Source organism: Streptomyces pratensis (assembly GCF_037137275.1).
Taxonomy (GTDB): domain Bacteria; phylum Actinomycetota; class Actinomycetes; order Streptomycetales; family Streptomycetaceae; genus Streptomyces; species Streptomyces pratensis_B.
Window position 1 is genome coordinate 52,062 of record NZ_JBBBEN010000084.1, and the last position, 12,970, is coordinate 65,031.

General features: G+C 71.4%; 11 protein-coding genes and 2 tRNA genes. 8 read left to right on the top strand and 5 right to left on the bottom strand.

What is annotated here, in order from left to right:
• Window positions 1–50: 50 nt before the first annotated feature.
• From V9U70_RS11555 to V9U70_RS11565, 3 genes are all read right to left on the bottom strand, one after another.
• Window positions 51–1,121 carry a glycerophosphodiester phosphodiesterase family protein gene (locus tag V9U70_RS11555; protein ID WP_336674475.1) on the bottom strand — a complete coding sequence of 357 codons (1,071 nt, stop codon included), beginning with the start codon at window positions 1,119–1,121 and terminating at the stop codon, window positions 51–53.
• Between the two features lie 121 nt (window positions 1,122–1,242).
• Entirely contained in the window at window positions 1,243–2,676 is a 1,434-nt protein-coding gene (locus V9U70_RS11560) for an amino acid permease (RefSeq protein WP_336674477.1), read from the bottom strand.
• Between the two features lie 160 nt (window positions 2,677–2,836).
• Window positions 2,837–4,225 carry an amino acid permease gene (locus V9U70_RS11565; RefSeq protein WP_336674479.1) on the bottom strand — a complete coding sequence of 463 codons (1,389 nt, stop codon included), beginning with the start codon at window positions 4,223–4,225 and terminating at the stop codon, window positions 2,837–2,839.
• Between the two features lie 316 nt (window positions 4,226–4,541).
• Between V9U70_RS11565 and V9U70_RS11570 the strand changes: the two genes are divergently transcribed.
• From V9U70_RS11570 to V9U70_RS11590, 5 genes are all read left to right on the top strand, one after another.
• Window positions 4,542–5,135, top strand: coding sequence for a biotin transporter BioY (locus V9U70_RS11570; protein ID WP_336674481.1), 594 nt, complete (start codon window positions 4,542–4,544; stop codon window positions 5,133–5,135).
• A gap of 287 nt (window positions 5,136–5,422) precedes the next feature.
• Window positions 5,423–5,911, top strand: coding sequence for a ribose-5-phosphate isomerase (locus V9U70_RS11575; RefSeq protein ID WP_336674483.1), 489 nt, complete (start codon window positions 5,423–5,425; stop codon window positions 5,909–5,911).
• 109 nt (window positions 5,912–6,020) lie between these two features.
• A complete protein-coding gene (locus V9U70_RS11580; protein WP_336674484.1) occupies window positions 6,021–6,845 on the top strand; it encodes an Fpg/Nei family DNA glycosylase in 825 nt (274 codons plus the stop codon).
• A 207-nt stretch (window positions 6,846–7,052) separates the two neighbouring features.
• Window positions 7,053–8,198, top strand: coding sequence for a PP2C family protein-serine/threonine phosphatase (locus V9U70_RS11585; protein WP_336674486.1), 1,146 nt, complete (start codon window positions 7,053–7,055; stop codon window positions 8,196–8,198).
• Window positions 8,199–8,338: 140 nt separating this feature from the next.
• Entirely contained in the window at window positions 8,339–8,836 is a 498-nt protein-coding gene (locus V9U70_RS11590) for an HD domain-containing protein (RefSeq protein ID WP_336674488.1), read from the top strand.
• Between the two features lie 98 nt (window positions 8,837–8,934).
• Here V9U70_RS11590 and V9U70_RS11595 read toward each other — a convergent pair whose 3' ends face one another.
• Window positions 8,935–10,101 carry an acyltransferase family protein gene (locus V9U70_RS11595; RefSeq protein WP_336674489.1) on the bottom strand — a complete coding sequence of 389 codons (1,167 nt, stop codon included), beginning with the start codon at window positions 10,099–10,101 and terminating at the stop codon, window positions 8,935–8,937.
• A 520-nt stretch (window positions 10,102–10,621) separates the two neighbouring features.
• On the opposite strand from V9U70_RS11595, the gene V9U70_RS11600 reads away from it, so the two are divergent.
• A complete protein-coding gene (locus V9U70_RS11600) occupies window positions 10,622–10,816 on the top strand; it encodes a hypothetical protein (protein ID WP_032790970.1) in 195 nt (64 codons plus the stop codon).
• A gap of 101 nt (window positions 10,817–10,917) precedes the next feature.
• Here the strand turns inward: V9U70_RS11600 and V9U70_RS11605 are convergent.
• Window positions 10,918–10,991, bottom strand: a tRNA-Gly gene (locus tag V9U70_RS11605).
• A gap of 168 nt (window positions 10,992–11,159) precedes the next feature.
• Here V9U70_RS11605 and V9U70_RS11610 point away from each other — a divergent pair.
• Window positions 11,160–11,236, top strand: a tRNA-Pro gene (locus V9U70_RS11610).
• A 150-nt stretch (window positions 11,237–11,386) separates the two neighbouring features.
• Entirely contained in the window at window positions 11,387–12,790 is a 1,404-nt protein-coding gene (tig, locus tag V9U70_RS11615; RefSeq protein WP_336674490.1) for a trigger factor, read from the top strand.
• Window positions 12,791–12,970: the final 180 nt, after the last annotated feature.

A 12,970-nucleotide genomic window follows, 5' to 3' on the forward strand; every position in this document is an offset into this window, starting at 1 on the left:
CCTGCCCGCCCCCGCGACCGGCCGCCCCCCNCCGGCGGCCGGTCGCGGGGTCACGGGCGCAGGCCGGCCCGCGCCTGCACGGCGATGTCCGGGAAGTCCGTCACCACCGCGTCCACGCCCTGGCCGTAGTGGAAGGCGTACTCGGCGAACGCGTCGCCGAAGTCGTCGGGTGCGCCGCCCCTGCGGTGCGCGGCCGGGAGGTAGCGGTTCTCCGCGCGGAAGGTGTACGCGCCGACCTTCAGGCCCGCCGCGTGCGCGTCCCGGAGCAGCGTGCCCGGCGGCAGCAGGGATGACTTGTCCGGGCCGATCCAGTGCGCGTACGAGGCGATCTCGCGCAGGCCGGCCGGGCTCATCATGTCCTGGTAGGTGAGCGGGTGACCGTACGGGCCGCCGCTCGTGCCGAGCGCCTGCCAGAGCGGGAGTCCGAGGCGGGCGGCGGCCACCCGGCGCAGGCTGGAGGGGTCGAAGGACTGGACGACGCAGTCCCGGGCGGTCAGCCGGTTGCGGCGGACCGCCCGGATCAGCTCCTCCTCCAGCGGCAGCCCGATCGAACGGAAGTACGCCGGGTGCTTGGTCTCCGGGAACACCGTGATCCGTCGGCCCGACTCCTTCGACAGCCGCCGGGCCAGGTCGACGACCTCCTGGAACGTCATCACCCGGCCCCGCCCGTCGAAGACCGTGTTGCGGTTGCGGACCTGCGGGAGCCGCTCGACCGTGCGCAGCGTCCTCAGCTCGCGCAGCGTGAAGTCCTCGGTGAACCAGCCCGTCACTGCCTTGCCGTCGACCGTTCTCGTGGTCCGGCGGTCCGCGAACTCCGGGTGTCCGGCGACGTCCGTCGTCCCCCCGATCTCGTTCTCGTGCCGCACGACCAGGACGTGGTCCTTCGTCGGCACCAGGTCCGGCTCGATCCAGTCCGCCCCCGACCGCACGGCGTAGGCGTACGCGTCAGCGGTGTGCTCCGGCCGCCAGCCCGCCGCACCGCGATGGCCGATGACCAGGGGTCCCGAAGGGCGGTCCGGGCCGCGGCCGGCGCTCCCCGCGGCCGCGGCCGGGGCGGTGGCGGCCACGGTGGCGGCCGCTGTGGCCAGGAGGATCGAACGACGCCGTGGCGTGACGGACATGACAGCTCCTCGGGGTGGCGGAAGCACCACCGAAGCGAGGGCGGATGACGGCCGGGGGAACGCTGGCCGGAGCTGTCATGTCCGCTCGGCCACGGCCCCGCGCCGTGCCCCCGGCCTGCTCCTACCGCCGCTGCGCGGGGGCCTGGGAGTCCTGGCCCCGCCGTCGGCGCACCAGCCCGATGCCGATCAGGACCACGGTCAGTGCCCCCGTCGCCAGCAGCTGGTCCCGGGTGCCCGGCTGGCGCAGCATCAGCAGGAAGATGCCCACCATCGCGGCCAGGGCGACGATCGTGCCGACGGGGAAGAACCACATCCGCACCACCAGCTTCTCCGGAGCCTCCCGCTCCGTACGGCGGCGCAGGATCAGCTGGGAGACGGCGATGAAGATCCACACCACCAGGATCACCGCGCCGATCATGTTCAGCAGCCAGGGGAAGACGTCGTCCGGCCGCCAGTAGCTGAGCAGCACGCACAGGAAGCCGAAGACCGAGGAGAACAGCACGGCGTTGCGCGGCACACCGGAGGAGATCCGGCCGAGCACGGCCGGGCCCTGGCCGCGGGCGACCAGCGAGCGGGCCATCCGCGAAGCGCCGTAGATGTTGGCGTTCATCGCGGAGAGCAGCGCGATGAGGATGACCACGTTCATGATCTGCGCTGCCCCACCGATGCCGAGGTGGTCGAGCATCGCGTAGAAGGGGCCGACCTCGGCGACCTTCGGGTCGTCCCAGGGGACCAGCGTGACGATGACCGCCATGGAGCCGATGTAGAACACCGCGATGCGCCACATCGCCGTGCGGACCGCCTTCGCGACGCCCTGCACGGGGTTCTCGGACTCGGCCGCGGCGATGGTGACCGTCTCCAGGCCGCCGTACGCGAACACGGAGGCCAGGAGTCCGATGATGAAACCGTCCATGCCCTTCGGCAGGAAGCCGCCGTCCCCCGCGAGGTTGGACAGGCCGGGCGCGTCCGTGCTGGGCAGTACGCCGATGATCGCCAGCAGGCCGAGCACCAGGAACAGCGTGATCGCGATGACCTTGAGCGCGGCGAACCAGAACTCGAACTCGCCGAAGTTCTTCACCGCGGCCAGGTTCGTCCCGAGGAAGATCACCATGAACAGGGCGACCCACGCCCACTCCGGCGTCCCGGGCAGCCACCCGCCGACGATCTGGGCGGCGCCGATGCCCTCCAGGCCGACGGCGACGCAGAGCAGGAACCAGAAGGACCACCCCGCGGTGAACCCGGCCCACGGCCCGATCGCCCGCTCGGCGTGCACGGAGAAGGAACCGGAGGCCGGGTTCGCGGCGGACATCTCGCCGAGCATGCGCATCACCGTCATGACGAGCAGGCCGGAGATGGCGTACGCGATGATGATCGAAGGCCCGGCCGCGGCGATTCCGGCGCCCGAGCCGACGAACAGCCCCGCGCCGATCACCCCGCCGAGGGCGATCATGGAGAGGTGGCGCTGCTTGAGGCCGTGAGTGAGTGCGGAGTCCGCCGTCGCGGTCGCGGGAGCCGCGGGGTCAGCGGTGGGGGTTGACGCGGAAGTCCGGGACATGGACGAGCTCTGTTCGTTGGCTGAGGCGGGGGGCGGGGTTCGTCGGTCGAGGCGGAGGACGAGCCCACCATCTGAGCACCAGTACCGCTGAAGGGGGACGAGTGTCCGCTATACGGTCACGAGGTTCACACCTGGTGCCCACGTGGCTACCGGTCGGGGGTCATCGGGTGCGCTCGCGCCTCTCCCGCCCCACCGCCACCAGGAGCACCAGAGCTGTCGCCCCGGCCGACCACAGCACCTGCGGGCGCGCCGCGTCGTCGGTCAGCATCAACAGCAGCACCCCGAGCAGACCGGCCAGCGTCAGCCAGGTCAGATAGGGGAAGCACCACATCCGCAGGGTGAGCGCCCCGGGCGCCTCCCGCTCCAGCCGGCCCCGCAGCCGCAGCTGGGAGGCGGCGATCAGCGCCCAGACGAAGAGCAGCACCGCGCCGACCGAGTTGAGCATGGCGAGGAACACGGTGTCCGGCCACAGCAGGTTGAGCAGGACCGAGACGAAACCGAAGGCCACCGAAGCCAGCACCGCGCGCCGCGGCGCCCCGCTGCCCGACGCCTTCAGCAGCCCGCGGGGCGCCTCACCGCGCTCCGCCAGGGAGAAGATCATGCGCGAGGAGCCGTACAGATTGGCGTTGAGCGCCGAGAGCAGCGCCACGAACACCACGATGTTCATGATCTGCCCCGCCGAGGGCACCCCGACCTCGTCCAGCACCTTCACGTACGGGCTCAGCCCGGCCTGCTGGGCAGTCCACGGCAGCACGGTCACGATGACCAGCATCGAACCGACGTAGAAGAAGAGGATGCGCACCACCGCGCTGCGCACCGCGCGCCCCACCGCGCGCGCCGGATCGTCCGTCTCCGCGGCGGCGATGGTGACGACCTCCAGCCCACCGAAGGCGAAGACCACGGTCAGCACGCCGGAGACGACTCCGCTCCAGCCGTTCGGCAGGAAGCCGCCCTGCCCGGTGAGGTTCGTCATCCCGACCGGATCGGTGTCCGGCAGCAGGCCGAACACCGCCAGCAGCCCCAGCGCCAGGAACACCACGATCGCGCCCACCTTCAGCGCGGCGAACCAGAACTCGAACTCGCCGAAGTTCTTCACCGCGGCCAGGTTCGCCACCGTGAAGACCACCATGAACAGCAGCACCCACGCCCACGGTTCGACGCCGGGCGCCCAGCCGTGGGCGATCTGCGCGGCGGCCGTCGCCTCCACGGCGAGGACGACCACCAGCAGGAACCAGTACAGCCAGCCGACGCTGAAACCGGCCCACCGCCCGAGCGCCCGCTCGGCGTGCACGGAGAACGATCCGGAGGCGGGCATCGCGGCGGACATCTCGCCGAGCATGCGCATCACGAGCATCGCGAGCGCCCCCGCGATCAGATACGAGACGACGATCGCGGGCCCGGCCACCGCGATCCCGGCGCCGGAGCCGACGAACAGCCCGGCCCCGATCACCCCGCCGAGTCCCAGCATCGTCAGATGCCGCTGCTTGAGCCCGGGGGAGAGCGGCTCGGACGGGACGAGGGAGGGGGCGGCAGGCGGAACCTCGTGCATGGGGGGCGGTCACTTCCGGGTCAGTCGCGGGTCGATCAGGGCGAGCTGATCGTTTATGGGGAAGTAACAGTCTCGCCTCCCGGAGCCCTCTCTGCCAAAAGCCTCCGAAGCGGCTTTCACCTCCGTGATGAGCGTCACGTCGGAACAGGATTGTGCCGACGCCTTTGTGTGAATCCCACCAAGGCCTCAACCGCCGCTTTGTGGGCGGCTGATGGTGATCGGGCGTCGGGCCGTGGGCTAACGTCGGCGGGAGCCCGACCCCACTGCCCGGCAGGGGCCTTCCCCCGGGCCACCTGCCCTCACCCGCGGAGTCCCGATGAGCACTGCTGCCGCCCCCGTCCGTTCCGGAGCGGTCCTCGCCGACCTGCTGCCCGCAGCCCGGCACCGCTACGCCGTGGACACGGCCCTCGTCCTCGGCGGCGCCGCCCTGACCGGCATCGCGGCCCAGATCGCCCTCCCGGTCCCCGGCTCCCCGGTCCCGGTCACCGGCCAGACCTTCGCCGCGCTCCTCATCGGCACCGCGCTGGGCGCCCGCCGCGGCTTCCTCTCCCTCGCGCTGTACGCGGTCGTCGGCATGGCCGGCATGCCGTGGTTCGCCGAAAGCTCCTCTGGCTACGGGATGCCGTCCCTCGGCTACGTCTTCGGCATGCTGCTGGCCGCCACCGTCGTCGGCGCGCTGGCCCGGCGCGGCGGCGACCGCTCGGTCGTGCGCACCGCGGGCACCATGGTCATCGGCTCCGCGATCATCTACGCCATCGGCGTCCCCTACCTGGCGCTGTCCACCGGGATGTCGTTGGGCGCCGCCGTGGCGGCCGGCCTCCTCCCGTTCCTGATCGGTGACGCGCTCAAGGCGGCGCTGGCCATGGGCGCGCTGCCCGCCGCCTGGAAGCTCATCGGCCGCCGCGGCTGAACCCGCCCCCGCCCCTGGCTCCACGGGGGCCCGGCCCCGCGAGGGCCGCGGGAGAGGCCCGCCGGATCGTCCTGGAAGACCGGGAGCGCCCTGGAACACCAGGACCGGCGGGCCTCTTCGCTGTCCCCTCCGGCCCGTGTGGCCGGAGGGGCACGGGGGCCGCAGGCGGGCTCCCGTACCCCGGGCCGGCCGGGACGAGGACGGGGAGAGGCGCGCGACGGCCGGTGCGGGGGCCGCGGCCGACGCCCGGGTGCGGCCGTCCGCGCGGTTCGTGCCACACTTCGCCCATGCGCGTGTACCTCGGATCCGACCATGCCGGTTACGAACTCAAGAACCACCTCGTCGAGTGGCTCGGCGCCCACGGCCACGAGGCCGTCGACTGCGGCCCCCACATCTACGACGCCCAGGACGACTACCCGCCGTTCTGCCTGCGTGCCGCAGAGCTGACGGCCGCCGACCCCGAAAGCCTCGGCATCGTGATCGGCGGCTCCGGCAACGGCGAGCAGATCGCCGCCAACAAGGTCAAGGGCGTTCGCGCCGCACTGGCCTGGAGCGAGCAGACCGCCGCCCTCGGCCGTGAGCACAACAACGCCAACGTCGTCGCGATCGGCGGCCGGATGCACACGGTCGAGGAGTGCACGAAGTTCGTCGAGATCTTCCTCTCCACGCCGTACTCGAACGAGGAGCGCCACACGCGCCGCATCGAGATGCTCTCGGCGTACGAGACGACCCGCGAACTCCCCCCGATCCCGGCCCACCACCCCCAGCAGGGCTGACCCCGCCCCGCCGCCCCACGCCTTTCCGTGCCGCCGGGCCCGTGCCCGGCGGCACCGCCATGTCGCCCCCGCCTCACCGCCTCGCCTCAGGGATAGGGAGCAGCCCGCCGTGCCCGAGGGACACACGATCCACCGCCTCGCCGCCGACCACGCCGAACGGTTCGCCGGCGCACCGGTCCGGGTGAGCAGCCCGCAGGGAAAGTTCTCCGACAGCGTGGCCCTGCTCGACGGGCGCACCCTCACCGGTACCGACGCCCACGGCAAGCACCTCTTCCTCGGCTTCGGCGACGCCGGCTGGGTCCACATCCACCTCGGCCTCTTCGGCAGGCTCGGCTTCGGCACGGCGCCGGCTCCGCCGCCCACCGACACCGTCCGCCTCCGGCTGGTGAACGCCGGCCACTACGCCGATCTGCGCGGTCCCACTGCCTGCGCCCTGATCACCGACCCCGAGAAGGGCGCGATACACGGGCGGCTGGGCCCCGACCCGCTGCGCGGCGAAGAGGACGGCGAGCGCGCCTGGCGGCGGATCTCCCGCAGCCGGTCCACCGTCGCCGCGCTCCTGATGGACCAGAAGGTCGTCGCGGGCGTCGGCAACGTCTACCGCGCAGAGGTCCTCTTCCGCCACGGCATCGACCCCTACCGCGCGGGCAAGGACCTCGCCCGCGTCGCATGGGACGCGATCTGGGCGGACCTGACCGAGCTGATGCGCGAGGGCGTACGGAACAACCGCATCGACACGGTTCGCCCCGAACACCTGCCCGAGGCCATGGGCAGGCCGCCCCGCGTGGACGACCACGGCGGCGAGGTCTACGTCTACCGCCGGGCCAGCCTGCCCTGCCACATCTGCCGTACGGAGATCCGCACGGCGGACCTGGCGTCCCGCAACCTCTTCTGGTGCCCGGGGTGCCAGAAGCCGGGCCCGGACGGCGGCTGACACCCCCCGTGCCTGACCGCTGACGCCCCCCCCCGCGCCTCACCGCTGAGGCGCCAACCCCCCTGCCGTCCCACGCGGTTGTGCCCCACTGGACCGGGGCATATGCCGGGCAGTGACGGTTCGCGCCGCCCGGACGCCCCCGTTTCGCGCGCCTGGCCACCGGGGTCCCCCTGCACCGGAGGCGTCCGGGTGGATAAGGTCCCCGCAGTGGCCCGTAGCGGAGGAGCAGACGACTTCTGGGCCCGGTGGCGCAGGGCGTTGCACCGGGCCCGCATCGGGCTGCGCAAATCCGGAGTCGACTACTTCCGGGGCGACGGCGCCGACTGGATCGCCCTGGCAGGCCTGCTGCTGACGATCCCGGCCATCACCTGCGCCACCGTCGTCAGCCCGCTGTGGGTCCCCCCGACCGCCCTCGTCCTGCCCATCGTGGCGGGCGGTCTGCTGCTGCGCCCCGCCAGCCTGCTGGGCCTGTACGCGACGGCCGCCACCGCCCTGATCGTGGAGGCGCTCACCCTCGGCCCCTACCAGGACGGCCCGGCCCGGGTCACCCCCGGCACCGTGCTCGTGGTCGCGGCCTGCGGGTTCTTCGGCCTGGTCCTCGCCCAGTTCCGGGCCCGCGTCGGGGTCCCCTGGCGGCGCGGCGGCACGATGCTCTTCGACCTGCGCGAACGCATCCGGGTCCAGAGCTCCCTGCCCCGACTGCCCCAGGGCTGGCACCGGGAGATGGCCCTGCGCCCGGCGGGCGGCCAGTCGTTCTCGGGGGACTTCGTCGTGGCGGCCCGCACCCACGGAGGCCGCACCCTGGAGGCCGTCCTCACCGACGTCTCGGGCAAGGGCATGGACGCGGGCTCCCGGGCCCTGCTGCTCTCGGGCGCCTTCGGCGGGCTGCTGGGCTCGCTGCCCCCGCACGGCTTCCTGCCCGCCGCCAACGGCTATCTGCTCCGCCAGGACTGGGACGAGGGCTTCGCCACCTCCATCCACCTGGTGCTGGACCTTGACTCCGGGGACTACGAGATCTACTCGGCCGGCCATCCGCCCGCCCTCCAACTGCACGCCGGCAGCGGCCACTGGGAGGAGAAGTCCGGGGAGGGCCCCCTGCTCGGGGTGTACGACGGGGCGGAGTTCGACGCCGTGAAGGGGTCGCTCGCTCCGGGCGACGTGCTCATGCTCTTCACGGACGGCCTGGTGGAGGCGTCCGACCGGGACATCTCCGAGGGCATCGACCGGCTGACGGGCGAGGCCGAGCGCTATGTGCCGACCGGCTTCGAGGGGGCCGCCTGGCATCTCATCGAGGCCTGCGCCAAGGACGTCAACGACGACCGGGCGCTGCTGCTGCTCTCACGCCGGGCGTGAGAAGCGCCCCGAGGGGCCACGGTCTCGTGGCGGGGGCCTTGGCCGGCCGGCAGCGGCGCGCGCCCGGCGTCGGAGGGGCGGCACGACCGGAGCACGGGGCGGGTCCGCCCTTCCTGCCCGTGCCGCCGTAGGGTCGACTCATGACAGACCGACTGACGCTCGCCGCGGTGGAGGCCGTAGCCCGCGAGGCGCACGCGACCCGGACCGACAGGGCGGGCCGCCCGTACGCGGAGCATCTGGCGGCCGTGGCCGAAGGAGTACGGGTGCGGGGCGGCAGCGAGGAGCAGATCGCGGCGGCCTGGCTGCACGACGCGGTCGAGGACGACGTGCTCTCCGCGCGGTGGCTGGCTCAGGCGCCCCTGCCCCAGGAGGTGAAGGACATGGTCCTGGCGATGACCAAGTGGCCGGGGGAGGCGCTGACCTCGTACACGGGGCGGATTCTCGCGACTCCGGGCGCCCTGCTGATCAAGGAGGCGGATCTCGCCCACAACGCGGACCCCGCACGTCTCGCGAGCCTCGATCCGGCGACCCGTACCCGGCTGGCGGCGAAATATGCGCAGACGCGACGCCTGTTGGGGCTGGGCGGCGGCACACCGCCTCCGGACCGAAAGAATTCGGCCAACCCCGAGAGGCGCTGACCCCCTCCGGTCGCCGGCGGACCGAAGGACCGGCGAACAGCGCAGAAGGCGAGCGGAGGGGGCCGAGGGCGGGGCCGGGGCGCCCCCTCCGCCCGGGGTCAGCGCTTGGCGGAATCCTTTCGGAAGGCCCACGTCATATCCGGGTCGGTGACGGACCTCAGGGCCCGGCCGACCAGCGGTGTGCACATGAGCGTCACCGCGCTCCCGGCCACGACCGAGACGACGACGAGCCCTGCCGGACCGGAGAGCCAGGTGTAGTGGTCGAACAGGCCTGCGTACACGGCCCCCTTGACCAGGAATCCGTGCAGCAGGTAGCCGCAGATCGTCCCGGCCCCCAGCGCCGTGAACCAGGTGGCCCTCCTGGGCACCCACGCCAGAAAGCCGATGGTCAGCGCCAAGGCGCAGCCGAACATCACCAGGGTCAACACCGCGCCCGACCACCACGGGACGTCCATCTCCTGCGCGCTGTTGGCGCGGTAGAGCCAGCCGAGCCGCATGTGCGGGGCGATCCAGTAGGCGAGGAGCAGCGCGCCCGCGAACAGAGGCAGGGCCAGAAGGCGCACCTCGCGCCGCCGGACCCACGCGAAATGCTCGGGCTTCATCAGCAGACCGAGGACGAAGAACGGCAGGAACTGCAGCACCCGCTGGAGATCGAGGTCGTCCCCGATGTCCGGGGACAGGGTGGCGAGCATCGCGATCGCGAGCGCCACCGGCAGCGGGTGGCGCAAGGCGCGCCAGATCGGTGTGGTCACCCGCCAGACGAAGAGGGCGACCAGGAACCAGGTCAGATATAGCGGATCGGCCAGGCTGATCGGCGTGTCGGGCGAATCGCCCGCGTATCGCTTGAAGAGCGAATAGGCCGTCTCGAACAGCACGTACGGCACGGCGACCGAGGTGATGAGTCGCTTCACCTTGGCCGGGGTCATGTCGAACGAACGGGAGAAATAGCCGGAGATGAGGATGAACGCCGGCATGTGGAACGTGTACACGATCATGTACAGCGCCCGGGTCGCCCGGCTGCCGTCCATCACCGGTTCCCAGGCGTGGGCCACCGCGACGAGAACGATGGCCAGATACTTCACATTGTCGAAGTAGGGGTCGCGTTTCCTCGCCGCGGAGGAGGACGCGGCGGCGGTGGGGGGCGCTGCCGTCCCGGGGTCGGGCGGCGGCGCGGTGGCGGTCGGTGTCTGCTCGTGTCTGGGCTCCGGTTCCCGGGTCGCCGGGGGAAGCGGGGCCCTGTCGTATGCGCTCGGAGCTCGGAACATCTCAGGAACATTAGACCGGCTGATTGTCTCGCGTAAAACCGCGGGGAAATGCAGCGTGTTCCCCGCTATTTCCCTGTGGAACCGTCGAGTAGTGCCCGTTACGCCCTTTTGATCCCCGCTCAAGTGGGGCATGACGGCGAAGTGCTGGCGTGAGTGAATTGCGTCGCACCTGAGCTTGCAATTGGCTGTGAAAGAAGTGTGGGGATACGGAGAGGATCGTCGCACCGGACTTTTGTCCGCAGGGAATTCACAGGTGTGCCACAGGTGGGCCGCAGGTGGGCCGCAGCCGGTCCACCGGCCGGCCGCGGGCGGGGCGCGGGCCGTGCCGACTCCCCGCGCCCCGCCCGGGTGCGCCCCGCGCGGGCGCGCCAGGGTGGGCGAGGATGGCGGAATCCGGTCAGTTCGTTCCATCACCCAGCAGCGACCAGGGGGGAGTTGGTGGCACGATGGGGGCGACGGGGCGCGCTCTGGTGCACGCTTCCGGGCCGGCAAGGCGGACCGACCGAGGGTGTGATCAGACGTGGCTATTTCACTGTCTATGGTGCTGCTGTTCGCGGTCATCCTGGTGGTAATGATCCGTGGGGGCTCCATCAAGGCCGGCCCCGCGATCGTCGCCGCCCTCTTCGGCTTCTTCCTGGCGTCGACCGGCATGGCCCCGTCGATCAACCGGTTCATGAACTCGATAGCCGACACCATCAACCAGATCAGCTTCTGAGGGTCGGCTCCCGAGCGCGGGCGGCGGCAGGCCGCGACGCGTCTGCCGACGCGCAGGGGCCGGGTCAAAGGAAGCATCCTCCGACCCGGCCCCTGGCCATGTGGAGCGGGCGACGGGAATCGAACCCGCGTAGCTAGTTTGGAAGACTAGGGCTCTACCATTGAGCTACGCCCGCAAGCACCGCGCCGCCGGTCCGTGGACCGCGGCACGAAGAGCATCGTAGCGGGTCGACGGCGGTGCTCGCACACCTCCGCCCGCCGGCCGCCGGAACGGACCCGCCGCGGCGCCCGGGGAAAGCGGCGACCCCCCTGCTCCCGTGCATGTACCCTACGTCTCGCACCGACGGGGTGTGGCGCAGCTTGGTAGCGCGTCCGCTTTGGGAGCGGAAGGTCGTCGGTTCGAATCCGGCCACCCCGACCACCAGCAAGATCGCATTGTGGGAGTGCTCCCCCTTGCCGTTACTATGCAAAATGCGTGCCCGTGTGTCTGATGTACCGGGCTCGGTCCGCGAAGCCGCCACTCGGCGGCCCAGCAGAACCCCAAGAAGTCAGCCACCAAGGAGACCGAACCGTGAAGAGCGCCGTGGAGACCCTGAACCCGACTCGGGTTCGGCTCAGCATTGAGGTGCCCTTCGAGGAGCTCAAGGACAGCCTCGACGCGGCGTACAAGAAGATCAACCAGCAGGTCACGGTGAAGGGCTTCCGCAAGGGCAAGATCCCCGCCCGGATCATCGACCAGCGGTTCGGCCGCGGTGCGGTGCTGGAGGAGGCCGTCAACGACGCCCTCCCGAAGTTCTACACCGAGGCGGTGAACGAGGGTGAGCTGAACGTCCTCGGCCAGCCCGAGGTCGACATCACCGAGCTGAAGGACGGCGAACTGCTGGCCTTCACCGCCGAGGTTGACGTACGCCCCGAGATCGAGATCCCGGACTACTCCGGCATCGAGGTCACCGTCGACGCCCTTGAGGTCACCGACGAAGAGGTCGAGAAGGCCGTGGAGGAGCTCCGCGAGCGCTTCGCCGCCACCAACCCGGTCGAGCGCGCCGCCGCCGACGGCGACGTCGTCACGCTGGACCTGGAGGCCAAGGTCGACGGCGAGGTCCTGGAGGACGGCGTGGCCGCCGGTGTCTCGTACACCATCGGTTCCGGCGAGCTCCTCGACGGCATCGACGAGGCCGTGACCGGCCTGGAGGCCGGTGGCGAGGCCACCTTCACCTCCGAGCTGAAGGGCGGCTCGGCCGAGGGCAAGGCAGCGGAGGTCACCGTCAAGGTCACCGCCGTCGCCGCCCGTGAGCTCCCCGAGCTGGACGACGACTTCGCCCAGATGGCCAGCGAGTTCGACACGCTGGAGGAGCTGAAGGCCGACAGCCGCAAGCGCCTGGAGACCACCAAGCAGTACGACCAGGCCACCCAGGCCCAGGAGCGCGTCCTGGAGGAGCTGCTGAAGCTCGCCGAGGTCCCGATCCCGGAGAAGCTGCTCGCGGACGAGGTCCAGACCCGCAAGCACAACCTGGAGCACCACCAGCTCGGCCAGATGGGTCTCGACCTCGAGAAGTACCTCGAGATCCAGGGCAAGACCCTGGAGGAGTTCGAGAACGAGACCTCCGAGCAGGCCGTCAAGGGCATCAAGACCCAGTTCATCCTTGACGAGCTGGTCAACAAGGAGAAGCTGAACGTCAACCAGGAGGAGCTCACCGAGCACCTCATGCGGCGCGCTGCCTCCTCCGGCATGAGCCCCGACCAGTTCGCCCAGGCCGTCGTCGAGGGCGGCCAGGTGCCGATGCTCGTCGGCGAGGTCGCCCGCGGCAAGGCGCTCGCCGTCGTCGTCGAGGCGGCCAAGGTCGTCGACACCAACGGTGAGATCGTCGACCTCGAGGACGAGGACGAGGACGAGACCGCCGAGACCACGGAGACGGCCGAGGCCGCCACCGAGGACGAGGCGGAGGGCAAGGCCGACGAGAAGAACGAGGCCTGAGCCTCGCGCTGATCCACTCGGCAGCCTCGCGCTGACCGGTACGGCGGGCCCCGGACGCACCACGCGTCCGGGGCCCGCCGTCATGGGGCGGTCGTATCGCTGTGCGGCCCCGGAACCCTTGTGCCCACTGCGCACCTTGCGCTCCCAGCGAACAGTTGCGGAAGCGGGATGGCGTTGTCC

What these genes read in the sequence shown, in the direction of transcription:
- V9U70_RS11570 (WP_336674481.1), top strand. Translation starts at nt 4,542, where the DNA reads ATGAGCACTGCTGCCGCCCCCGTCCGTTCCGGAGCGGTCCTCGCCGAC.
- V9U70_RS11560 (WP_336674477.1), bottom strand. Translation starts at nt 2,676, where the DNA reads ATGTCCCGGACTTCCGCGTCAACCCCCACCGCTGACCCCGCGGCTCCC.
- V9U70_RS11555 (WP_336674475.1), bottom strand. Translation starts at nt 1,121, where the DNA reads ATGTCCGTCACGCCACGGCGTCGTTCGATCCTCCTGGCCACAGCGGCC.
- V9U70_RS11565 (WP_336674479.1), bottom strand. Translation starts at nt 4,225, where the DNA reads ATGCACGAGGTTCCGCCTGCCGCCCCCTCCCTCGTCCCGTCCGAGCCG.
- V9U70_RS11595 (WP_336674489.1), bottom strand. Translation starts at nt 10,101, where the DNA reads ATGTTCCGAGCTCCGAGCGCATACGACAGGGCCCCGCTTCCCCCGGCG.
- V9U70_RS11575 (WP_336674483.1), top strand. Translation starts at nt 5,423, where the DNA reads ATGCGCGTGTACCTCGGATCCGACCATGCCGGTTACGAACTCAAGAAC.
- V9U70_RS11590 (WP_336674488.1), top strand. Translation starts at nt 8,339, where the DNA reads ATGACAGACCGACTGACGCTCGCCGCGGTGGAGGCCGTAGCCCGCGAG.